The organism is Gottfriedia endophytica (genome assembly GCF_017814275.1).
Taxonomy (GTDB): Bacteria; Bacillota; Bacilli; order Bacillales; family Bacillaceae_G; genus Gottfriedia; species Gottfriedia endophytica.
This window is the reverse complement of sequence record NZ_JAGIYQ010000014.1, coordinates 49,421-71,530: the sequence shown is the minus strand read 5'-3', so window position 1 is coordinate 71,530 and position 22,110 is coordinate 49,421. Positions and strand designations below refer to the sequence as shown.

Here is a 22,110-nt window from a genome sequence, read left to right as displayed (position 1 = left end):
CAACATGAAATAAACGTCTCACAAAAACTCAATTGAATAGGGAGAAAAATTGTGATTTTTGAAATATTATTTTTTGTATTTTTTATGTTTGCATCATTTCAGTTTTATAGAAAGTACATATTAATTGGACATGGAATGAACTATTTTATTGGAGCAAATTCATTTATTGCAGGATTTGGAATTATAAAAGACAATATTCCCGATGAAAAGAAATGGGTTTTTCATATCGTAACAGTAATAATAGGTCTATCGATTTTAGCTTTAGTTGAATTTTTAAGGAAAAAACATAAGGATAAAGTCATTAGCTAAGGTTTTTCACATTTCTGAAACAACAATCTGTTGGAAGTGATTAATTCATTAAATTACTTGTTCAACTAACGCATGCGATAGTTGTACAAAAATATGGGCTGAAAGATCAGTCCATATTTCACTATACGGCAGATTAGTTTAATAAAGATTGATATAATAAATGGATTGCCATGTAAAAAAAATCAAAGGGGGAGATGCATATAGAAAACTTTGAAGATCTTTTGCCAAGACATAAATTTGATAATGATAGAGTAGAAATGATTAAAAAAATGGATAGAGATAAAATATTGCCTTTACTGCCTAACCTCCTCGAATGGATTCAAGATATGAATTGGCCAGTGGCACCAAGTGTATTGGAATTACTTTTAACTTTTCCAGAAGAAATTGTCCCACATGTGCAAGATGTTTTATCTTCAGATGATGATAACTGGAAATGGTTTATTCTACACTTTTTAGTTATTGAATTGCCAGTAGAGTCAAGAGTTCAGTTTACAGAGTATTTAACAAGAGTAGCTGAAATACCCACACATAATGAACTCTCAGAAGAACTTGATGAAATCGCAAAAGAGATTTTAGAAACAATCTAAAATAATACCCCTTATGCAACTAACGCATGCGATAGTTACATAAGGTTTTTGCAAAGTCGATTTCTAAACCCAGAAGTCGGCTTTTTTGATTTTTTATAACGAACAGTGTCATAACTTTATAGTATTGACACTTTAACTATAGTGCAGTTATTTCAAGATATGGAAAGGTGTCACATCTTTGTGTATTTATTTTCTCTTATATAGTCGTATAGGACTGTTCTCGAAACTCCTGTCGCTTCACATATTTCTGCTACTGTTAACGTTTTAGCATCATATAACTTCTTCGCTTTCTTCAATACAGATTCATCCGTTTTCTTTCTTCCACCTTTTTTACCTCTTGCCCTAGCTGCTTCTAACCCAAACTTAGTCCTTTCGCTAATTAAATCCCTTTCAAATTGTGCCATTACCGCCAACATACCAAACATTGCTTTACCAGTTGGAGTAGTAGTATCAATATTTTCTTTTATAGATTTAAGCTGTACCCCTTTTCCCTCTAACATTTCAGATACTTCAATTAAGTCTTTTGTGGATCTCCCTAAACGTGTTAAAGATTCAATTACAATCGTGTCACCTTTTCGTACATGCTTCAATAACGCTTTAAGTTGTTCCCTTTCACTTGCTTTTGATTTACCAGTGATTTTTTCATGATAAATAAATTCTCCTGGAATTCCATACTCAATTAATTGGTTAATGTACTTTTCAATATTTTGGTCATTAGTTGATACTCGACAATAACCATATGTTCTTGTTTCTACCATTTTAAGCACTCCTTTTTCTGAAGTGTACTAAAACTCATGTTTGTGTAATTTTATATGTATATTGTTTTTCGTACGTATTTTAGTACACTTTAACATGAAAAAATAATAAAAACAAATTATTTTTGAAATGTACGTTAAACATTCGTTTTTCGTACACATTTAAATATAGTGAATTATCAACGATTAAATTACTTTCATGAAGATATTTATCTGGCTGCCGAGACAAGTATTGAACTATATAATAAAATTAAAAAATAGTAATCTTTCTTAAATGATAGTACAGTTGCCTGTATGTCTTTATAAGAAAGCTGACACTGAAAGAGTTCCGTGTTAATTTAAGAAGTAAGAAAAGCGGTGGGAGTTAACAGAGGCAGTAGTATTTAAAATATGAAATAGGTACATCAACAACTGAGTCTAATAACGGTAATCGAATCCGTGGAACAATCCAAATAACCGAACTCGTTAAGAGAATAAATTTGTTAGCCCGTCGTCTTATAGGCCTGTCACTTCGTTAGTATATGACCAACAAACTTAACCACTTCATGAGAAATTTTATATTCTAAATTTTTTGGAATTTTTTAAAAAATGAGAACGATAACGAAAATTTGAAAAGTTTTTTGCTATAATTGAGATATAAATAGAATGAATACTTCACTATAGATTGACTGATTTTGAAAACACCTTGTTATTAATCTAATATAGAAGGGGGAATTTAAATGGTTAGACCATATTCGTCTGATCACGTTATGTATCAGGAGTGTATCGAAGTATTTAGACCTGAAAAAACACAGACTATAGGCGAAAAAGAGAATGTTGGCTTTATATTATTAAATTTTGAATTAAAAAATGAATGGGATTTTGGAAAGTTTAAAATAAGCCCCACAAGGGAAGTAAGTTTAGGTGGTATATACCATGCGTTTATAGCTCCTATTGTATGGTTCGAACCAATAGAATCAGATAAAATACATTTGGTTGCCATAGCTATTGGTTCTTTAGTATCTTTTATTGTTTCGCGACCAGTTAAAACAGCAAGAGATAGTTTCTTCATGACCGATATCGATACGGATGAAGGCTTGAAAGAAAGAGGGATGTATTTTCCTATAAAACAAGCTGGAACAGGTTTCACCAATACTCAAATTTCAAAAGAACGTATTGAACAATACTATACTGAATTATTAGTACTGACTAAGCTATTGTACAAAATCCCTTATTCAGATTATAAAAGGTTTATGCAAGCTATTCGACTAGTGAATTTGGGTCATAATAATAAGCGAGAGGAATTTTCTCTTTCTTATTACTTATTAGTATCAGCAATTGAATCAATTGCCCAGCTCGCCATACCGATAGAACGACCTAAAGATCCCAAAGAAGATGAATGGGAAGAACTTGCCAAGTCAAATAAAGCTGTTAAAAGCTTATTAGGACAGTATAAAAGCCTTCGGGATAGTGGGAATCAATTGACAAAAAGGTTTGGTCAGTTTATCTTAAAATACTGTCCAATAGATGAATGGGAATTGCATGAACATCCACTTGCGAATGCCATTGATACATACCTTTCTGAATTTAAAGCTGATCAATTAAAAGATTTAACAAAAAAACAGTGGTATGAGATTCTTCCTGAAGAATTGAAACCAAAGGAAATTAAAATAATTATTGAGGATACCTACAAATATAGATCAAAATTCACGCATGAAGGTGGGCCAACACCTCATAGCGATCCCAATGCTTCAGAGCGGTTTTTTGAGACTTTAATTGTAGTAGCATCTGAAGCTCCGCTAAGATTTGAAAAGAAACTACTAATAAAACATGATTTCTTATCATTTATAGCGAAAAGTACTATACTTAAGTATTTAAGGCAGTCTTATTAATGTTAAAATATATGATATGTTGTTAAACCCAGATCTTCTATGAGGGTATGAATTAGGGTATAACCTTACGGTTTTGCATTAATTGGATAATCGAATCTAATTATGCAAAATTAATGTATAAAAGATAGTTTAGAAAAATGACAGAGTAGGAATCGCTGGTTCAAGTCCAGTTAGAATCATACTATTTTAGAAGTTCAGTCCCTTAATATATAAGGGGTTGGGCTTTTTTTTCTGACAACTAGATTTTTTTGATAAGAGTATACCAGATTCACTGAGTCAGTACTAAATTTTCAACTCCAAAACTTATCATCAAAACGATTTGCTGTTTGCTTTTGAATTTCACTCGTATATAAATATCAAGTGATTATATAAATTAAAACAGTTATAAAAGACACCCTATGCGAGAGGATGTCACTAGGTAAAAAAATAAAAATAAGACTTCAAGTTAAGGACCTTATGGATTGGTGGAATTTTTCATCAATTCTCTGTTCGATCAACTACTGTAAAGGTAGAATACTCACTTTTATGTAATGTAAAAGCCTCCTCTTTGGTAGTCATTTTAAGCCATCCACAATCTCTTAAAGGCTGATCAATCCCCTTGAATTTGGGATTGCGGGACTTATTCTTGATGTCTTAATATAATTATTCTTTAAATCACTCCGTATTCCTTTGTTGATACTTATTTGCGATAACAGATTTTTAAGGTGTTTTTTTACGCTCTTTCATCTATGTATAAAATATGAAGAAAAATAGCACGTTGAGCTCCTTAGATCTCAAAACGTTAATTCTCAACAGTTCAAGGACTCTCAACCATTTTGGTTGGAGGTCTTTTTTATGTTAACCAGGGTAGAAATGGCATTTTATGAGTAAAGGATACTACCTTTGATTCTAAAATAGTAAAAATATTTTAAATCTGATTGAGCGGTGTAACTTAGGTTTATAACAATTTTTGTAAAATAATTACAATTTTTGTAAAAAAAATTGGAAAATTGATATAATAGGTTAATATTGAAGGCGGTGAATTATTTTGTCGAAATATTATGCAGTTAGGGTAGGAAGAGAGATAGGCATTTTCAAAACTTGGGAAGATTGTAAGCGACAAATTGAGGGTTATAGCGGTGCGACTTATAAATCATTTTCTGGGTTGGAAGAAGCAAAGAATTATTTGAACATAAATCTATCTAATATAAATTTACAATCACAAGAAAGTCTTAATACTATAGAGGTCTATGTAGATGGAAGTTATAACGATAGTATTGGTCGTTACTCTTATGGTTGTATTATTTTAGATGGAAAAAAGACAAAGCTATCTGGAGTGGGCGATAATCAGAAAAACTCGTCGTTAAGAAATGTAGCAGGCGAATTACTTGGAGCAATGGAAGCTATTAAATGGGCTTACAATAATAATTATGAACGAATAAAAATTTTTCATGACTATGAAGGCATTTCAAAATGGGCAACGGGTGAATGGAATGCTAACAAAGAAGGAACTAAAGAATATGTACATTTTGTGAAGGGTATTAGAGACAAAATACAAATTGATTTCATAAAGGTAAGAGCTCATTCAGGGAATGAATTTAATGAAGAAGCTGATATTTTAGCTAAAAAGGCGTTGGATAATTTTATTGGTTCAGATGATAATTCACAAAGACTGAACGAAGTAACTCAAGTAATTGATTATAGTTTATTTGTAAAGGTAATAAAAAGTGAAGATAGTCGAAGGAATGTTGCTTCATTTAATATTAAAGGTTATGTACTAACGGAAGCAAAATTAATTAAGGTTGCTAGAGAATTTTGGAAGAAAAAGGGCAATAAGGTCAAGGATATTGATGGAATTACAATTGATGTGAATATTAACCATTCTATTATTAATTGGTTAATTATTGATAAAAACCAAAAACAGTATACCTTTAGTATTAACTTGAATTAATAGAGGGGGAGCAAGAAAAATGTATAATTTAAAAAGAGAAAAAATAAGCGATTCAATTAGAAAATTTTATAGCTTAAAAGAAGTCCCTTGTGAAATTTCCGATATAAATGAGCTAGGTGGAACGCGTCGACGTATTCATATTAATGAAAAGGATGGTATAAGGTTTTTTATTGACTTTCATTTTCTAAAAAACGGAACTACTTCTATCGATAAAAGTAGTGGTGGTATTTCTGAAGTTAAGAATCAAATTTCGGAATTTATTATTGTTGATCCTGAATGTGTTTTAGGAGATGTTACTTCGGGGAGTAAATATTTTATTGCTAAAAACATTGAACATGAAGATTTTGAAGGAATAATGGAGATTCTATGTGAGAGTGAGTATTGTAAAGGTAAAAATCCCCCACAAAAAAATATTACATTTGAACTATATAAGTTTACGGGGCATTATAATGAACCGTTAACCATACATTACTACTTAACAACAAAGAAGATATTAATTCAAGGCAGACCGCTATTACTTTTTACTGAGGCAATGTCTCTTATAGCAGAACTTATTGAATTAGATGAAATACCACGTTTCTTTAATGAAAATTATAAAATTGACATATTAAAAAGTGATGTGGAACAACAGTTTGACTATTATTTTCCTTATTCCCATGATAAACATCCAGCTAAGTTAAAAAAGGTGTTACATCAGGCAGTTTATAATCTACAAATTCAAGGTGAAATGTTTGTCTACTCGTATTTGGTTTTTCCTGCTTTAAAAGCACTAGAAGGCCATTTGAAATACTCTTTATATAATTACAACATTACATTAGATGATAATCGATTTAACATGTTTAAATATGATGAAAGTGGGAGAAGATATTATTTAAAAACTACTTACCATTCAAATGTTGGTGACCCAAGTAAAATAGCTTATTTCGAAAAAGGGTATAATTTTTATAATAAGCACCGACATTCATTAGTACATTGGGCAGATCCTAGTTCTCCAATAGATGATACCCGAGAAATCGAAAATATTGGTGAAGCAAGAACTCTAATTATTGACACGTTTAATATTATTGATGAATATTATAAGTAATAATTTTTAATTTATGTATCATATGGTATTATATAAGGTAAATAAAAAAATATGCAAAAGTGAGAGGTGTTAGGAGTGTTATTACAATTGAAGAATTTTGATCTAGAAACGATAGACAATTCAGAATATAATTTTGTGATTTATTCTACATCTTTTGAAACTCCTTTTGCATGTATTGATGAAATCACAGAACAATTAAAACAAAATGATAACCGTAATTTTAAAGTGTTATTTGATTTACTTCTTAGTATTGGAAATACATCTGAAAGATTTGTGGAAGCAAATTTTAATGGGGAGATACTTGAGAAGTCCACATTTAAATTTGTAAGTTTGGATAAAAAGAACAATTTAAGAATTAAATCACGAGATTATTACAGTAACCATTTATTCCTGCTTGAAAATTCAGTATTAAATTCAGCTCAGATAAAGTTATTAAGTAAAGGGATATGTATATAAAAGAAATCCACTACAATGATAAGTTTTGTAGTGGGTTTCTTTTTTGAGGTGTAAAAGATCATATAATTGGCTTATCAATTTAAGGTTAAGACTAACTATTTTTGACCACATTCTGACCACGAACCATTTAGAATGATACATTACTACCTTTCATTTTTATTTAAGTAATGCTAATTAAATCATTACATAACATGGTAGTTTTATTTCATGTTTCTTCATATTATTTATATAAATGAAAGAGCGTAAAAAATACGGTTAATAAAATTAAAAGTTAGACATTACTAAAAATTTGCTGTTATTGGTAGGGTGTTGAATTAGTGGGAGATTGGTGGCAATTCCATACAACCTCCAAAATATGTCTTATGGCAATGTTTTCAAATTAAATCTGTTATCATACTATTAATTTACCTACATTGACGAAGAATTGGGAAAATACAAAATGAAAACCGCTCATACCTTAATTATCTTGGCTTGAACGGTTTTCATTAAGCAAAATTAGTAAGTAATTTATGGTCACATTTTGGTCACGGAACATATAGAAACTTATTAATTTTATTTTCTGTATTTTCAGTTTTAATGTGTAGTAAAAGGCTAAAACTTGATATATAGGGGTTAAATAAATCTATTTTTCTTCCTATTTATATTTCAATTGTATGGGTGGAATGATGTAATTTACTCAAAAACCTTTGTATAAGGGGATTTGAGGATAATAAATCATCATTATTAATGCCAGATAAAGAGGTTTCTCAAGAGTTCTTTGAACTTATGGGAAGCCTCTTTTTTTGTGTAAAAATATACTGGTTTTATTCTTTATTAGTCCTTATAAATGAGACGATTCACCAAACGGAATCAATCATCTAAGGTGGATTTTATTTAAAATAAATTAGATTATTCTTAAAATTCTTTAATTTACCTTAAAGTAATCCTGGAACCTTCGATATATTTATGGAAGAAAATGGAAATCAAGTGACTTTATATCCAATTCTTTAATTTATTGAAGGTGTAGGTGGAAAGAAGAGTGTCGTTTTGGAATTCAATCAGTAAGAAAGTGAACAATGTTGTTCACCAAGTGGAGAAGAAAGTTGAAAATACCGCTAAGAAGGTGGAACACGAAGTAGCAGAGGCTACTAAACAAGTGAAGCAAACCGTTCAACAAGTTGAAAAGAAAGCGGAACAGACCGTAAAGAAAGTAGTAAAGGATACTGTAGAAATCAGCAAAGATGCTAAAAAGTTAGCTCAAGAAGCTGAGAAGAAAGTAGAACATACCGTCAAAAAGGTAGAGCATGAAGCGGTAGAAGCTACAAAAAAAGTGAAGGAAACTGTTCATCATGTTGAGAAGAAGGTAGAACATACTGTCAAAAAGGTAGAGCATGAGGCAGCAGAAGTTACAAAGAAAGTAAAGGAAACTGTTCATCATGTTGAGAAGAAGGTAGAGAATACTGCAAAACAGGTAGAACATGAAGCGACGCAAGCTATTAAAAATGTTAAGAAAACTGTTCATCAGATTGAGAAGAAAGTCGAGCAGACAGCGAACCATTTAAAACGTGACACAGTAGAAATCAGTGAGAATGCAATGAAATTAGCTCATCAAGTGGAGAAAAACGTAACTAAGACAGTTAAGAATATAGGTCATGAAATAGCACAAGATGGACAGAAAGTGGTACAGACTATAAAAGAGGTAGCGCATAATCCGGGAGAAATCAGTAAAAAAGCTCATCAATTGGCACAGCAACTAGAGAAAAAAGTAACACAAAACGTAAAGAATGTGGCTCGTGAAGCTGGTCAAGTTGCTGGGGTTGCGAAAGATATACTTAAAGGAGCTTCAGATGCAGCTACAGCAGATATGACTTTAAATCTCATACAAAATAATCAAAATACTAAACATCCAATTGCTTATAAAACAGGAGAAGTAATTGGCCACACTCTATCAGCTCTGGGGGGAGTGGGTGAAACTACATTATCTGGAGTTGCAGAAACTGGAGGATTTGTACTAGATGGAACTGGAGCTTTAGCACCAGTTGGAGTAACTGTAAATATAGGTGCGACAGCTGGAATGATACACGGAAGTGCTGTTGCTATTAAAGGAGCTTCTAATGCTGGACAAAGTGCAAGAGACTTATATAATTTAATTAAAGGTAAAGAAGAGATACCTCATGTATCTACTAAGGGAACGGATGAAGTTAGAAATTTTACTAAAGAAGAACTAAGTACTAAACCTAAAAACTCCCCTGACCCAGAGAAATGGCAAAAAAAGGGTGGAAGTATTACAATAGATGAGGATGGCACTTGGACATACAAAAATAAAGATGGTCACTCAGTTACTTATACTGATGGATTTCCAGATTTTAAAACAGCTGGGCATGTAAAGCAAGAAGTAGAAATAGGTAGATTTAAAGATTATAATACTGACTTTAAAAAAGCAGACGAATTAGCACCTAATGGTCCAAGGGATGCAGAAAATAATACATGGCATCATCATCAGGATGGAAAAACTATGCAAGAAGTAAATAAAGAAATCCATAAGGACTTTACCCATAGGGGTGGAATGGCACTTAAAAAGAGGAAATAGGAGGGGTTTGAATGATAATTGAAAAATTTGGATCAACTAAATTCCAAGAAATATTAGAATTTCAACAGAATTATTCAATTAAACTTCCCAAAGATTATATCGAATTTTTGCAAGAATATAACGGGGGAATTGTTGAAAAAGATGATTGTAATAAAGTTTTTGTAGAGGATTTATCTACACATATTAGTATTGATGTATTATATGGGTTGAACACTGGAAGTAGTACATCGGATATACGAACTTGGATGAATAAATTTCAAGAGGATTTATTGGATAATTCAATTGTTATTGGTGATGATTTAATGCATGGATTTATTGTTATGGTTTGTGAAGGTGAATATTCGGGTATTTACTATTGGGATGATTCATATCAATTCGAAGAATCATCAGATCAAGAAAACACTTATTGGATTGCTGAAGATTTTAGTACTTTTATAAAACAATTAGTATAATGCTTATAATTAATCAAACTTAAAGAACAGAACCTTGATCAAGGAATCGTCAATTGATCAAGGTTTTTTCTTTGCCTTCTAAATTTAGGGATATATAATATTTTAACAAGGAAATTGAGTGAAAGAGAAGGAAGTAGTTTAATAAGGTTGCAAATTTTTTAATTTTTAGATTTTAAGATTATTACTTGTATAGATATAGTTGACGATATTACTAAGAGCACGGGTAAATATACTACATATAGTTTATATAAGAGAGGTAGTTTTAAGAAAGGTCCTCGTGCTAATGCTGAAAGTGAAGCGCCCAAAAATGCATCATGAAAAATGATTTGCCCTACTTGTGGAGAAGACATTCCAGAAAATATAACTATTAATACTAAAAATGGTCCTGTCAAAAGAATAGGATACGACTTAGACCATTTTCCAGATACATGGGCGAAAAGAGTTTCAAAGAATTAGTATGGGGTTGCATTGTAGATGCAATATCTTTTACTAATTGGAGAGCTTATCAGTTTGATAATGAAGAATATTTACCTGCACCAATAGAAAATGTAGAAGAAAGTATATTACAGCAGTTTCTAGATGGTTTTTATGAGATAAAACTATTAAATAAAAAAGGAGGGTATTTTAATTGGAAACTATATTAAGCGATTTTATAAAACATGAAACTGTTGCTGAAGATGTTATTTTAAAATATAAGGATAAACTTCCTGAAGAATTAATAGAAACATGGGAAAAATATGGTTTTGGTACTTTCGTAAATGACTTTTTAAAAGTTATTAATCCGGACGATTATTTAGATATTTTAGAGAGAAGTTATTTAAGGTATGAGCAGGCGATTCCTATTTTTACAACCGCAATGGGTGATATTATAGTATGGGAAAAAGATAAGTATGTAAATTTATTAAACTTTAGGGAAGGGTATGTTAATGTTGTTTCATCCGGATTTGAATTCTTTTTTGATGACTTAAAAGATAATGACTTTATGAACGATGATTTAATGTGGCAGCCTTATCCTGAAGCGATTAGTAAATACAGTGCCCCTAACTATGACGAGTGTTTTGGAAACACCCCTCTATTAGGTTTTAGTGGAGCAGAAAAAGTAGAGAATCTAAAAAAAGCCAAATTGAAGGAACATATTCTTATTATTACTGAATTTATGGGACCAGTTCAGTAATGTTCAGGATTATGATACAGAATTAACTAGCAGATAGATTTGGAGGTTTCTCCAAATTTAGACGTTTTTTGTATAAATATATATTTTTATACAATGACCCATCTATAGATTCTAAAGTTGGGGTTTTTGTGTTAGAAATTATATAAATATAACATCTTTATAGTTATCAGTATATTTAAAATTATCATTAATATAAATAAATTATAGAAATTATTTAAAAATAATCGTTACATTCAAGTAACAAAATACTTCAAATTGTAAACATTTTGTGAATAAATTGAAAAAAACCTTCCATTAACTGGGAATTTTATTATAATAATTAACGAGAAGAGGGTATTATTTCCCTATAATTATAACAATTTAAAAATAATAAAAAATTCTGTTTGTTGAAATTTTTTGTACAATTTTTGTCGATATTTGTTTATAATGAGTTTATTAATAGTGGGCAAAGTCTATTGACGTTAAATCTGATGGGGGATTTTTTCATGACAACTAGAAAAATAGACAAGGATACACTTGATGGAGTTATAGATAATATGATTTCAACTGTGACCGATAGTAAGGAGCAAGTGTATGAAATTGTGCAAGATACGCGGTCAGAGTATGAACGGTTAAAGCTTGAACTGGAAGAAGTTAAAGTAAGTGTTATTGAAAAAATTCAAAATACGTCAAAGCTAGAGCTTCTTGTGAGATCTGCTCGAAAACGATTAATGGAGTTGGATCGAGATTTTAAGAGGTATTCTGAAGATGAAGTGAAGGATGCATATGAAATTGCTCAACAACTTCAAAATCAGCATAATATTTCGTTACGAGAAGAGAAAGCGCTTCTTTCACGTCGAAATGATATTGAGCGGCGTCTTCAAAGTTTATTAGAACAATTACGAAAAGCGGATGTATTAGTTGCTAGAATTTCAGTAATTTTAAATTTTTTACAAGACGATTTTCAACAGGTTAGCCAAATGTTAGAAGATGCGAAACAGAAGCAGGCTTTTGGTTTCAAGCTCATTCAAGCACAAGAAGAAGAGCGATTAAAGCTTTCGCATGAAATTCACGATGGTCCAGCGCAAATGATGGCTAATATTATGATGAGATCGGATTTCTTAATTAAAACCTATCGCCAATTTAGCGAAGATGAAACACTTAAAGAGTTACACGATATGAAAGAACAGGTGAGAACGGCATTAACCGAGGTACGCCGAATCATTTATGACCTGCGTCCAATGGCTTTAGATGATCTAGGATTAGTACCAACTCTTAATAAGTATTTAAAGACACTAGAAGAGTATAAACATAATACCATTCGTTTTGATTACATAGGTGAAGAACATCGACTAGAGTCCAAGATGGAAGTGGCCCTTTTTAGATTAGTACAAGAGGCTGTTCAAAATGCTTGTAAACACTCAAATGCAACACTGATCCAAGTTAAAATAGAGTTTCGTCAAAATCAAGTGAACTTACTTGTAAAAGATAATGGGATTGGTTTTGATGTTGAAACAAGTCCAAAAGAAAATTCATTTGGTCTTATAGGCATGAAAGAGAGAGTAGAGTTACTAGACGGAAGTTTTGAACTCCAATCTCAGGTGAATAAAGGCACATCTGTCAAGATTTCAATAAAAGTAAAGTCACAAGAATAACATTTTGAAAATTTATATAAGTAGAAATTTCAACGAATACTGACTATTTATTTAAGATGTGTTTTGTTAAGATAGTTAATGACTTGGAAATAATTACCATATTTTTACATAAACAAACTAGAATTCATAGCAGAGGGGTATACGACATGAAAACGAAAATTGCAATTGTTGACGATCACAAGCTTTTCCGAGAAGGAATTAGAAGAATCTTAGATTTCGAACAAAGCTTTGATGTAGTGGCAGAAGGCTCTGATGGATTAGAGGTTTTAAAGATTAATGACGAGCAAGAAGTTGATGTTTTTATTATAGACATTAACATGCCGAATATGAATGGTGCGGCAGCGACAAAATCATTACTTGAAAAGAATCCAGATGCAAAAGTTATCATTCTATCAATCCATGATGATGAATCTTATGTAACACATGTCTTAAAAGTTGGAGCGCGTGGTTACTTGTTAAAAGAAATGGATTCAGATACATTAATCGAAGCGATTAAAGTTGTTTCACAAGGCGGTAGCTATCTACATCCAAAAATTACACATAATCTAGTTGAAGAGTTCCGTCGTTTATCGTTAAAAGAACAATTATTTAAATCCCGTGAGATTGAAGTTCGTCGTCCCCTTCACTTGCTTACTCGTAGAGAGTGTGAAGTACTTCAAATGTTAGCTGATGGGAAAAGTAATCGTGCAATCGGTGAAGCACTATTTATTAGTGAAAAGACCGTTAAAAACCATGTAAGTAATATTTTACAAAAACTAGAAGTAAATGATCGTACACATGCAGTTGTAACAGCGATCCGTAATTCTTGGGTTGAAATTAAATAAATACGATTCAATAGACTAAAAAGCAGACAACCTCTTGGTTCTGCTTTTTTCTTTATTAAAAAAATGTGGTAAAGTAGAAATCGTGTTTAAAAAAGTTGTCGAAAGTACTCATACAATAACGAATCGTTATGAATGTACTGTAAGACCATTTCATGTAGAATAATTGATACATATATGCTAGATTTAGAAATTTGTTAAAGAAAGGAATTGAAGAATGAGAACAGCGATCGTAACAGATAGTACGTCATACATACCTCTAGAAATTAGAGAACAATTAGACATTCATATGATTCCTCTAAACGTAATATTCGGAGATGCTTCTTATCAAGAAGAAGTGGACATTACAGCAGAAGAATTTTTTATAAAAGTAAGAGTACAAAAAGAGTTGCCGAAAACCTCACAGCCAGCAATTGGGAAAATGGTAGAAAAGTTTGAACAGCTTTCTAAAGAATACGATGCGGTTATTGCAATCTTTCTTTCTAGTGGAATAAGTGGTACATATCAAAGTGCCATTACAGCAGGTTCAATGGTTGAAAATATTGAAGTATATGCATATGATTCTGAAATCAGCTGCATGGCGCAAGGATTTTATGTCATAGAAGCAGCTAAAATGGCTCAGAAAAATGCCTCGCCACAAGAGATACTAGCTAGACTAGATGAGATGAAAACGACACTTAATGCTTACTTTATGGTTGATGATCTAGCACATCTTCAACGTGGAGGTCGTTTATCAAGTGCTCAAGCATTTATCGGTAGTCTTTTACAAGTAAAACCAATCTTAACGTTTGTTGATAAACAAATCGTGCCTTTTGAAAAAATTCGTACAGAGAAAAAAGCAATGAAACGTATTTTTGAATTGTTTGATCAAGTTGCATCAAAAGGCGGAAAAATGCAGGCAGTTGTGATTCATTCTAGTCGTGAAGAAGATGCAAAACAGCTAGCAGCACAGCTTCATGAGACTTATCCACATGTTGATGTCCAAATTTCATATTTCGGACCAGTTATTGGCACACATTTAGGTGAAGGCGCGCTAGGACTGGGCTGGTACGTTGTATAAGAAAGATGTCCATTTTTAAGGACATCTTTTTTTTCTGCTTTATTCATGATAGAAATGATGGGAAGGAGGTATAGAAATGGAACAACTAAATGAAATATCAAAACCCAAAAGCTATATAGGTAGAAAAGTTCCCTTACTTAAAAATCAGCCAGAAGTTCCTTCTACAAGTAAGATTCAGCAAGCAGTGATGAAGACAGAGAAAGGATACAAATGCTTTCGTTGTGGAAATGAAGATCAGCGGTATTTCTACTCTCATCCATGTGCTTGGTGTCATTCGGAATGTACGTATTGCCGAAAATGTATCAATATGGGAAAAATGACAACCTGTACAAAGTTAGTTGTAAATGAAGAAGACGTCATTTTAAAAGAGCCTATTTCTGCATTAGCTTGGTCAGGTGAGCTTTCCCCACAACAAAAAGAGGCTTCTAATCAGGTTGTGAGTGCAATAAAAAACGAAACGAATCTATTATTATGGGCTGTATGTGGTGCAGGAAAAACTGAAATGCTCTTTCAAGGGATTGAAACTGCACTTCAGCAAGGTAAGAATGTTTGTATTGCAACACCACGAGTAGATGTCGTCATTGAACTCGTCCACCGTTTTCGTCAAGCATTTCCAACCATCTCTATTGTTGCGCTTTATGGGGGAAGTGAAGAAAAGTGGGATGGACATCGCATTGTCATTACTACAGTTCACCAATTAATGTCATTCAGACGTGCCTTTCATTTACTCGTTATCGATGAAGTCGACGCGTTTCCATATAATATTGAAAAACACTTACATTGGGTGGCAAATGAAGCTCGAACAGTAAAAGGTTCAACCATCCAACTGACTGCTACACCCTCCGTTAAACAACAACAACTCGCCTTAAAAGGAAAAATTCCGAATGCAATGGTCCCAGCTCGTTTTCACCGACAGCCTTTACCAGTCCCAAGATTTCAGTGGATTGGAAACTGGCGAAACTATATGAAAAAACATGAAGCACTTCCTCCAGCTCTCACCAATTGGATCACTTCTCATCTTCCGTCAAAATGCCCTATTTTCCTTTTCGTCCCTACGATTAAAGAAAGTAGTTTAATTGAAGAGTATGTTAGGAAACTAACGCCTTTAACAGCTTCTGTTCATAGTGAAGATCCTGAGCGTCATGAAAAAGTTGCATCGTTTCGAAAGGGAGAAATACTCGTTCTCGTAACGACAACCATTTTAGAACGAGGTGTGACAATCGTTAATAGTCAAATTGCAGTACTTGGTGCAGATGAAGAAATTTTTACCGAAAGTGCGCTTGTCCAAATAGCTGGCCGCGCAGGACGTCATCCTCAATTTGCCAAAGGAGATGTCATTTATTTTCATCATGGGAAAAGTGAAGAAATGGTCAAAGCACGTAATCAAATTTTGCTAATGAATAAATTAGGATTTGAGAAAGGATGGTTAGATTCGAAATGATTTGTGTGATTTGCAATCAATCTTTTCATCCCCGGTTTACTTTCCGGTCACTTCTTTTTCAATCGAAGCAATTCATTTGTGAAGAATGTAATAGATATTTTGTGAAAATAACTGGCCCAATTTGCCAATACTGTGGCCGAATGATGGAGGAAGATGGGGTATGTGTAGAGTGTGAAAGTTTAATTAGAATATCAACTATTCAATATAATCGATCAATATATTGTTATAATGAAGGGATAAAATCTTGGATGAATGCTTTTAAATTCCGTGGTGACGTTGCTGTTGCTGAAGTAGTTATACAAGAATTAATAGAGAGTTACATAAAACTATTTTCTACAATTCCTCAAATTGTGCCCATCCCGATTAGTGAAGAAAGATTACAGGAACGAGGCTTTAATCAAGTTGAAATCCTATGCCAAATGGCAAAATTACCGCTAAATCATTGTTTAGGAAGAAAACACTCCGAAAAGCAAAGTAAATTGACTCGTAAGGAACGTTTAGCACGTGAACAACTTTTTTTTTATAAAAAAGAAGAAAAAATTCAAAATGAGCCGATTCTATTAATAGATGATTTCTATACAACTGGTAAAACAGTCCGAGATGCTGCAAAAATCCTACTTGAAAACGGAGCAAGTGAGGTCTATTCGCTTACATTAGTAAGAGTATAAAAATTAGTCAAATGTCATGTGTAAAAGGACTTAATTTAAGACTCATTTTTGCCGATATAAGAATTACAACGATAGTGATCGAGGTGAAATTAATGGGTGAATTAATGAATTGTCCTGAATGTAACCAACTTTTTGTTAAGACTAACTTAAGAGATGTATGCGAATCTTGTTATAAAATAGAATTAAAAGAATTTGATGTAGTCTATACGTTCATCCGTAAACGTGAAAATCGTACGGCTACTATAACTGAAATAGTGGATGCAACGAATGTAGTCGAAGAAAAAATTATGAAATGGATTCGAAATGGTAAACTACGTGTAGCAGATTATCCAAATTTAGGCTATCCATGTGAACGATGTGGATCGCTAATTAAAAAAGGAAACATTTGTGAAGATTGTTCGGTAAGTATAAAGAGAGATTTACGTAAGGAAGAAGCCGAAAGAGAACGTATAAAAGAGCTTCGTAAAAGAGATAAAGCAACTTATCTATTCGACGGAAAAAAATAAAGAGATAAAACTGTGAGTAAACGGTAAATAAAGAGGTTAATAAAGAAATGAATAAAGAGGTGAGAAAATGAAAATCAATCCAACTGGTTTTAATAAAATTCAAGTCTATCAAAACCAACTAAAAATAGTAGGAAATCAACAATCTAAACAACAAAAAGAGGATCAAGTTGAAATTTCTTCTCAAGCAAAAGACCTTCAATCAGCTTCGAAAATACTTTCTGATCGTGAAGAACGTGTTCAACAATTAAAGCAACAAGTTCAAGAAGGCTCCTATGAGATTAATCCATCCACTATTGCAGAGAAAATGATGAACTATTTCAGCAAGAAGTAAACAACTAGAAAGAGGAAGGTGTAGTCCATGAGTTCAATTCTTTTAAGTTCAATCCTTGAACAGCAACATGAAGAATATAAGCAGCTGTTAGCTCTTTCAAAAGAGAAATCTCACTTTATTACAGTGAATGATATTGATGGCTTAAACGAAGTTATCAATAAAGAAGCTAAGAATTTGTTAGCAATCGAGACGCTTGAAACGAAACGAATCGAATGTGTATACGCTTTGTTAAGTGGGCACGAATGGGACGGGGACGTGCCTACTCTTTCTGATTGTTTAAAAGTTGTTTCTGAAAGTGAAGCAGAGCAGTTACAAAAACAACAAGAACAATTAAGTAATGTGATGAACGAATTGAGAGAGATAAATTATTTAAACCAAGAACTAATTTATCAGTCATTACAATTCGTTTCACTGACTTTATCAATGGTTCAACCGCGTCAAGCACCCATCAATTATGGGCCATCAGCGAAGCAACAAGTAAAGCCAAAGAATCAAGGATATTTTGATACACAAGCATAAAGATAGCAATCATTTCAAAAATCGGGAGAAGAAGTGAGGACAGATTAATGAGTTCAACTTTTATGGGGTTAGAAACATCCAAAAGAGGTATGAATGTTCAACAAGTAGCTCTTAGTGTATTAGGACATAACGTAGCAAATGCAAATACAGATGGTTATACTCGTCAGCGTGTAAATTTAACGCAAACATCTCCGTTTCCACCAGTTGGATTTGATAAACCTTATATGCCAGGCCAAATTGGAACTGGAGTACAAGCAGGTTCAATTCAACGTATTCGTGAGTCATTTTTAGATATACAATTTCGTGGAGATAACAGTAAATTAGGCTATTACAATAGCCGTTCAGATGCTTTGACAAAAATGGAAGATATTATGAATGAACCTTCAGATCAAGGATTATCGAAAACAATGGATCGATTCTGGCAATCGTTACAAGATTTATCAACAAACCCGCAAAACTCGGGTACTAGATCAGTAGTATTGGAACGTGGGAAAGCAGTAGCCGAGACATTTAATTACTTATCATCTTCACTTTCTGGAATTCAAGGTGACTTGCAAAATCAAATTGATGTAGAAACACAAAATGTTAACTCGCTATTAGATCAAATTCAAAATGTAAATAAACAAATTGCAGATGTAGAACCACATGGTATGCTACCAAATGATTTATATGATGAACGTGATCGTTTATTAGATAAATTATCTGGTTTAGTTAGTATCAAAGTAACCTATTCATCAAGTGGAGGGAATTCATTACCTAGCGCAGAAGGAAAAGTATCAATTGACCTTCTTGATGAAAATGGTAGTGTTATCCAATCTGGCCGAGTGATTGATGGAAATGATATTAATTCTAAACCGAATTATTTAACAGCTAACTATGATGCTGCTAATGGAAACTTGGTGTCATCAATAAAAATTGGAAATAATACTGTAAATGCTTCTGCATTTAAGTCTGTCGGAAAATTAAGAAGTTTAATAGACTCATATGGATCTGTTGATACTTCTAGTGGGAAAGCAGTTATTAGTGGATCGTATCCAACTATGCTACAAAATTTAAACGATATGGCAAATGCGTTTGCAAATCAGTTCAATCAGGTTTTTAGTGCAAATGGAACATATAATACTCAAACCCCACCAACGCAAGGGGGATACTTTTTTACCGATGGCACAAATCAAATTGCAAATCAGCCAACAGGTTCAGCAGCGGTAACAGACCTAACGACAATAACTGCAGCAAATATTTCTATAAACTCGAATATAACAATAAATGACATTACTGCAGCAAATGCACCTGTTGCAGGAGATGGGAGTAATGCTACATTACTTGCAAATGTTTTAAAAACAAATAAATTTACAATAGGAAATATTTCTAATACTACCATCGATTCCTTTTATCAAGGTGTAATTGGAGGCATGGGTGTAAAATCTCAAGAAGCAGAACGTTTATCTAGTAATAGCCAAACGCTAGTTGATTCAGTCAATCAAAACCGTCTGTCTGTAAGTGGTGTTTCTTTAGATGAAGAAATGACAGATATGGTGAAATATCAGCATGCATATAATGCTTCAGCTCGAATGATTACAGTCATTGACGAAATGCTAGATAAAATTATTAATAGTATGGGAACAGTTGGGAGGTAGAGTGTAAATGCGCGTAACACAATCTATGATTAGTAATAATATGTTAACAAATTTAAGTAACAGTTACTCTAAATTGGATCAATATAATAGTCAACTAGCTTCAGGGAAAAAAATCAATAAGCCTTCTGACGATCCTGTTATTGCAATGAAGGGGATTTATTATCGATCGGATGTAACACAAGTGGAACAATATAAACGAAATCTAGATGAAGCAACTAATTGGGTTGAATCATCCGATGATGCTTTAAATCTAGTAACAAATTCATTGCAACGTATACGTGAGTTAACAGTGCAAGGTGCATCTGATACAAACAGTGCTGAATCTAGAAAGGCGCTTGCAGAAGAAGTAAGACAACTAATTGATCATATTGGTACAATTGGAAATACGATGGTAGGGGATAAGTATATTTTTAATGGAGTAGATACCACTACAAAACCTGTAAATTATACGACCTCTATAGATCCTCTTAACCCAGGACAGATTGATACATCTACAATAGTTAAAGCAAACTTCTATACAAACAATAGTAATTACAACGTAGAGGTTTCAAAAGGTGTAAATGTATCAACAAATGTTGATCCATCAACAATTTTTGATCCAAATACATTTAAACAATTAGCAGATTTGCATAATGCTCTTGTAACTGATAACACATCAGCAATCAACACTTCACTTGGACAAGTAGATACAATAATCCAAAATGTTTTAACAGCACGTACGAAAATTGGTGCAACACAAAATCGAGTTGATATGATTAGTGATCGTTTGGGTAATCAAGAGGTTGTAGCAAATCGAATCATGTCTAATAATGAAGATGCAAATGTTGAAGAAGTTATTACAAAATTAAAAACACAAGAAAGTGTTCAAAATGCTGCATTAGGTGTTGGTGCACGAATTATTCAACCGACTTTATTAGACTTCCTACGTTAAGCTATCAATTTTTTGATAGCTTTTCTACTATTTATTGAAAGGAAGAAGGTTATGCAATTTCCACAAATACGATTGCAGTCTACGTTTATTAAACATGGTTTAAATATTGAGAAACCAATCCAAGATATTCAACAACCACAAGCGGAATTGAATATTAAGCAGCCTCCTGCTGAAATGGATATTGAACACACTCCATCAAAATTAGAGATGGATTCCTATGAGGCTCGTGCAGATTTGGATTTGAAAAGCTCTCGTCGTCGATCCGAAGATGCTGCACAAGAGGGGTATCAAGCTTGGTTAGATGGGCTGGCACGCATGTCACAACAGGGTGATGAAATGATGAAAGTACAAAACAATAAAAATGCAATTGCAGATATTGCCCGTGAAAATGGTACAGATCCAGTCTATGATGTAAATATTGCCTTTTTACCAAGACCAGGAAGTTTTAAAATATCCTATGATCCTGGTGATTTAAAGATTAATTGGAATACACATAAACCTGAAATTGAAGTGACGCAACAAAAGCCGATTATAAACTATACTCCGGGGAAAGTATCTGGTTATATAGATACTTGGAACTCTTTAAAAATAGATTATACTGGAATTACAATTGATCAAAAAGGATAAGGGTGGATAGTATGAAAATCCAAACAAAGTATCACGGCGAAGTAGTTATTCAACAAGAAGACCTGTTAACCTTTCCGAAAGGTATTCCTGCATTTGAAGATGAAAATGAATTTACAATTCTACCATTTCAGGAAGGAATACCGTTTTCGATTTTACAATCTACAAAAACACCAAATTTAGCATTCGTTATTGGGGAAGTATTTTTGCTATTTCCAACTTATGAAATTGAATTACCGCAAAATGCGATCGATGAATTACAGTTACAAGAAGCAAAGGATGCAATCGTTTATTGCATAATAACTATTAAAGAGAATTTTTATCAATCAACTGCAAACCTGCAAGCACCATTAATTATTAATTCAGTAAAGAAGATAGGAAAGCAGGTTGTATTGAATCATCCTACATATAAAACAAAGCACGATATCAACAGCTCACCAGCTTTCTCAGTGGAGGGTTAAACATGCTAATACTATCTAGAAAATTAAAAGAAGCAATCATGATTGGGGATAATATTGAAATATCAATTGCAGCCATTGAAGGTGAACAAGTCAAGCTTGCTATTTCTGCTCCGAAAAATGTTGATATACACCGAAAAGAAATCTATTTATCAATTAAAGAAGAAAACAAACAAGCAGCTTTTGGTTCTGGAGATTTAGAAGAACTTGTTAAAAGAATAAAAAGATAGGTTAAGAGGAGAAACAATAATATTTTTAAGTTGATATAAAAACATAAATAAATTGAGAAAGAG

The 22,110-nt window shown here is 32.7% G+C and carries 24 protein-coding genes; 23 read left to right on the top strand and 1 reads right to left on the bottom strand.

Annotated features, from left to right (window positions below; translation table 11 throughout):
- The first annotated feature begins 51 nt into the window (after positions 1-51).
- Together J5Y03_RS16520 and J5Y03_RS16515 are read left to right on the top strand one after the other, a co-directional pair.
- Positions 52-309 carry a hypothetical protein gene (locus J5Y03_RS16520; RefSeq protein ID WP_209407105.1) on the top strand — a complete coding sequence of 86 codons (258 nt, stop codon included), beginning with the start codon at positions 52-54 and terminating at the stop codon, positions 307-309.
- Between the two features lie 194 nt (positions 310-503).
- A complete protein-coding gene (locus J5Y03_RS16515; RefSeq protein ID WP_245208931.1) occupies positions 504-896 on the top strand; it encodes a DUF5071 domain-containing protein in 393 nt (130 codons plus the stop codon).
- A 170-nt stretch (positions 897-1,066) separates the two neighbouring features.
- Here the strand turns inward: J5Y03_RS16515 and J5Y03_RS16510 are convergent, their stop codons facing one another.
- Complete coding sequence (locus tag J5Y03_RS16510) at positions 1,067-1,654, bottom strand: recombinase family protein (RefSeq protein WP_209407104.1); 588 nt, start codon at positions 1,652-1,654, stop codon at positions 1,067-1,069.
- A gap of 716 nt (positions 1,655-2,370) precedes the next feature.
- Here J5Y03_RS16510 and J5Y03_RS16505 point away from each other — a divergent pair.
- The 21 genes from J5Y03_RS16505 (at position 2,371) to csrA (ending at position 22,047) form a co-directional block, all read left to right on the top strand.
- On the top strand, positions 2,371-3,522 hold the full coding sequence (locus J5Y03_RS16505; protein ID WP_209407103.1) for a hypothetical protein: 1,152 nt from the start codon (positions 2,371-2,373) through the stop codon (positions 3,520-3,522).
- A gap of 1,027 nt (positions 3,523-4,549) precedes the next feature.
- The gene (locus tag J5Y03_RS16500) at positions 4,550-5,452 is read left to right on the top strand and encodes a ribonuclease H1 domain-containing protein (protein WP_209407102.1); all 903 of its coding nucleotides are present in this window, start codon (positions 4,550-4,552) and stop codon (positions 5,450-5,452) included.
- Positions 5,453-5,471: 19 nt separating this feature from the next.
- Positions 5,472-6,536, top strand: a complete 1,065-nt coding sequence (locus J5Y03_RS16495; RefSeq protein WP_209407101.1) for a type II toxin-antitoxin system RnlA family toxin — start codon at positions 5,472-5,474, stop codon at positions 6,534-6,536.
- 87 nt (positions 6,537-6,623) lie between these two features.
- On the top strand, positions 6,624-6,992 hold the full coding sequence (locus J5Y03_RS16490) for a type II toxin-antitoxin system RnlB family antitoxin (protein ID WP_209407100.1): 369 nt from the start codon (positions 6,624-6,626) through the stop codon (positions 6,990-6,992).
- A gap of 1,018 nt (positions 6,993-8,010) precedes the next feature.
- Positions 8,011-9,561, top strand: coding sequence for an HNH endonuclease (locus J5Y03_RS20135; RefSeq protein WP_322099597.1), 1,551 nt, complete (start codon positions 8,011-8,013; stop codon positions 9,559-9,561).
- A gap of 11 nt (positions 9,562-9,572) precedes the next feature.
- Positions 9,573-10,013: an SMI1/KNR4 family protein gene (locus J5Y03_RS16480; RefSeq protein ID WP_209407099.1), complete on the top strand. Its 441-nt coding sequence runs from the start codon at positions 9,573-9,575 to the stop codon at positions 10,011-10,013.
- A gap of 428 nt (positions 10,014-10,441) precedes the next feature.
- Positions 10,442-10,657 (top strand): Imm6 family immunity protein, encoded by a 216-nt coding sequence (locus J5Y03_RS16475; protein WP_209407098.1) that lies wholly within the window; start codon positions 10,442-10,444, stop codon positions 10,655-10,657.
- Complete coding sequence (locus J5Y03_RS16470) at positions 10,642-11,187, top strand: T6SS immunity protein Tdi1 domain-containing protein (protein WP_209407097.1); 546 nt, start codon at positions 10,642-10,644, stop codon at positions 11,185-11,187. The genes J5Y03_RS16475 and J5Y03_RS16470 overlap by 16 nt, the downstream gene beginning before the upstream one ends.
- Before the next feature lie 485 nt (positions 11,188-11,672).
- Positions 11,673-12,821, top strand: coding sequence for a sensor histidine kinase (locus J5Y03_RS16465; RefSeq protein ID WP_209407096.1), 1,149 nt, complete (start codon positions 11,673-11,675; stop codon positions 12,819-12,821).
- Between the two features lie 146 nt (positions 12,822-12,967).
- Entirely contained in the window at positions 12,968-13,645 is a 678-nt protein-coding gene (locus J5Y03_RS16460; RefSeq protein WP_209407095.1) for a response regulator, read from the top strand.
- Positions 13,646-13,859: 214 nt separating this feature from the next.
- Positions 13,860-14,702: a DegV family protein gene (locus J5Y03_RS16455; protein ID WP_209407094.1), complete on the top strand. Its 843-nt coding sequence runs from the start codon at positions 13,860-13,862 to the stop codon at positions 14,700-14,702.
- 76 nt (positions 14,703-14,778) lie between these two features.
- Positions 14,779-16,143 carry a DEAD/DEAH box helicase gene (locus J5Y03_RS16450; protein ID WP_209407093.1) on the top strand — a complete coding sequence of 455 codons (1,365 nt, stop codon included), beginning with the start codon at positions 14,779-14,781 and terminating at the stop codon, positions 16,141-16,143.
- Positions 16,125-16,811: a ComF family protein gene (locus tag J5Y03_RS16445; protein WP_209407137.1), complete on the top strand. Its 687-nt coding sequence runs from the start codon at positions 16,125-16,127 to the stop codon at positions 16,809-16,811. Before J5Y03_RS16450 ends, J5Y03_RS16445 begins: the two co-directional genes overlap by 19 nt.
- Before the next feature lie 92 nt (positions 16,812-16,903).
- Positions 16,904-17,317, top strand: a complete 414-nt coding sequence (locus tag J5Y03_RS16440) for a TIGR03826 family flagellar region protein (protein WP_209407092.1) — start codon at positions 16,904-16,906, stop codon at positions 17,315-17,317.
- Between the two features lie 67 nt (positions 17,318-17,384).
- The gene (flgM, locus tag J5Y03_RS16435) at positions 17,385-17,648 is read left to right on the top strand and encodes a flagellar biosynthesis anti-sigma factor FlgM (protein WP_209407091.1); all 264 of its coding nucleotides are present in this window, start codon (positions 17,385-17,387) and stop codon (positions 17,646-17,648) included.
- Positions 17,649-17,675: 27 nt separating this feature from the next.
- Complete coding sequence (locus tag J5Y03_RS16430; RefSeq protein ID WP_209407090.1) at positions 17,676-18,167, top strand: flagellar protein FlgN; 492 nt, start codon at positions 17,676-17,678, stop codon at positions 18,165-18,167.
- Between the two features lie 47 nt (positions 18,168-18,214).
- Entirely contained in the window at positions 18,215-19,804 is a 1,590-nt protein-coding gene (gene flgK, locus J5Y03_RS16425; RefSeq protein WP_209407089.1) for a flagellar hook-associated protein FlgK, read from the top strand.
- Between the two features lie 7 nt (positions 19,805-19,811).
- Entirely contained in the window at positions 19,812-20,735 is a 924-nt protein-coding gene (gene flgL / locus J5Y03_RS16420) for a flagellar hook-associated protein FlgL (RefSeq protein ID WP_209407088.1), read from the top strand.
- A gap of 51 nt (positions 20,736-20,786) precedes the next feature.
- Positions 20,787-21,362, top strand: coding sequence for a DUF6470 family protein (locus tag J5Y03_RS16415; protein WP_209407087.1), 576 nt, complete (start codon positions 20,787-20,789; stop codon positions 21,360-21,362).
- A gap of 11 nt (positions 21,363-21,373) precedes the next feature.
- Positions 21,374-21,820, top strand: a complete 447-nt coding sequence (gene fliW, locus J5Y03_RS16410; RefSeq protein ID WP_209407086.1) for a flagellar assembly protein FliW — start codon at positions 21,374-21,376, stop codon at positions 21,818-21,820.
- 2 nt (positions 21,821-21,822) lie between these two features.
- Positions 21,823-22,047, top strand: coding sequence for a carbon storage regulator CsrA (csrA, locus tag J5Y03_RS16405; protein ID WP_209407085.1), 225 nt, complete (start codon positions 21,823-21,825; stop codon positions 22,045-22,047).
- Positions 22,048-22,110: the final 63 nt, after the last annotated feature.

Coding starts and splice junctions, on each gene's coding strand:
- J5Y03_RS16515 (WP_245208931.1), top strand. CDS start 504: ATGCATATAGAAAACTTTGAAGATCTTTTGCCAAGACATAAATTTGAT.
- J5Y03_RS16510 (WP_209407104.1), bottom strand. CDS start 1,654: ATGGTAGAAACAAGAACATATGGTTATTGTCGAGTATCAACTAATGAC.
- J5Y03_RS16505 (WP_209407103.1), top strand. CDS start 2,371: ATGGTTAGACCATATTCGTCTGATCACGTTATGTATCAGGAGTGTATC.
- J5Y03_RS16495 (WP_209407101.1), top strand. CDS start 5,472: ATGTATAATTTAAAAAGAGAAAAAATAAGCGATTCAATTAGAAAATTT.
- J5Y03_RS16480 (WP_209407099.1), top strand. CDS start 9,573: ATGATAATTGAAAAATTTGGATCAACTAAATTCCAAGAAATATTAGAA.
- J5Y03_RS16475 (WP_209407098.1), top strand. CDS start 10,442: ATGGGCGAAAAGAGTTTCAAAGAATTAGTATGGGGTTGCATTGTAGAT.
- J5Y03_RS16465 (WP_209407096.1), top strand. CDS start 11,673: ATGACAACTAGAAAAATAGACAAGGATACACTTGATGGAGTTATAGAT.
- J5Y03_RS16460 (WP_209407095.1), top strand. CDS start 12,968: ATGAAAACGAAAATTGCAATTGTTGACGATCACAAGCTTTTCCGAGAA.
- J5Y03_RS16455 (WP_209407094.1), top strand. CDS start 13,860: ATGAGAACAGCGATCGTAACAGATAGTACGTCATACATACCTCTAGAA.
- J5Y03_RS16450 (WP_209407093.1), top strand. CDS start 14,779: ATGGAACAACTAAATGAAATATCAAAACCCAAAAGCTATATAGGTAGA.
- J5Y03_RS16445 (WP_209407137.1), top strand. CDS start 16,125: ATGGTTAGATTCGAAATGATTTGTGTGATTTGCAATCAATCTTTTCAT.
- J5Y03_RS16440 (WP_209407092.1), top strand. CDS start 16,904: ATGGGTGAATTAATGAATTGTCCTGAATGTAACCAACTTTTTGTTAAG.
- flgM (WP_209407091.1), top strand. CDS start 17,385: ATGAAAATCAATCCAACTGGTTTTAATAAAATTCAAGTCTATCAAAAC.
- J5Y03_RS16430 (WP_209407090.1), top strand. CDS start 17,676: ATGAGTTCAATTCTTTTAAGTTCAATCCTTGAACAGCAACATGAAGAA.
- flgK (WP_209407089.1), top strand. CDS start 18,215: ATGAGTTCAACTTTTATGGGGTTAGAAACATCCAAAAGAGGTATGAAT.
- flgL (WP_209407088.1), top strand. CDS start 19,812: ATGCGCGTAACACAATCTATGATTAGTAATAATATGTTAACAAATTTA.
- J5Y03_RS16415 (WP_209407087.1), top strand. CDS start 20,787: ATGCAATTTCCACAAATACGATTGCAGTCTACGTTTATTAAACATGGT.
- fliW (WP_209407086.1), top strand. CDS start 21,374: ATGAAAATCCAAACAAAGTATCACGGCGAAGTAGTTATTCAACAAGAA.
- csrA (WP_209407085.1), top strand. CDS start 21,823: ATGCTAATACTATCTAGAAAATTAAAAGAAGCAATCATGATTGGGGAT.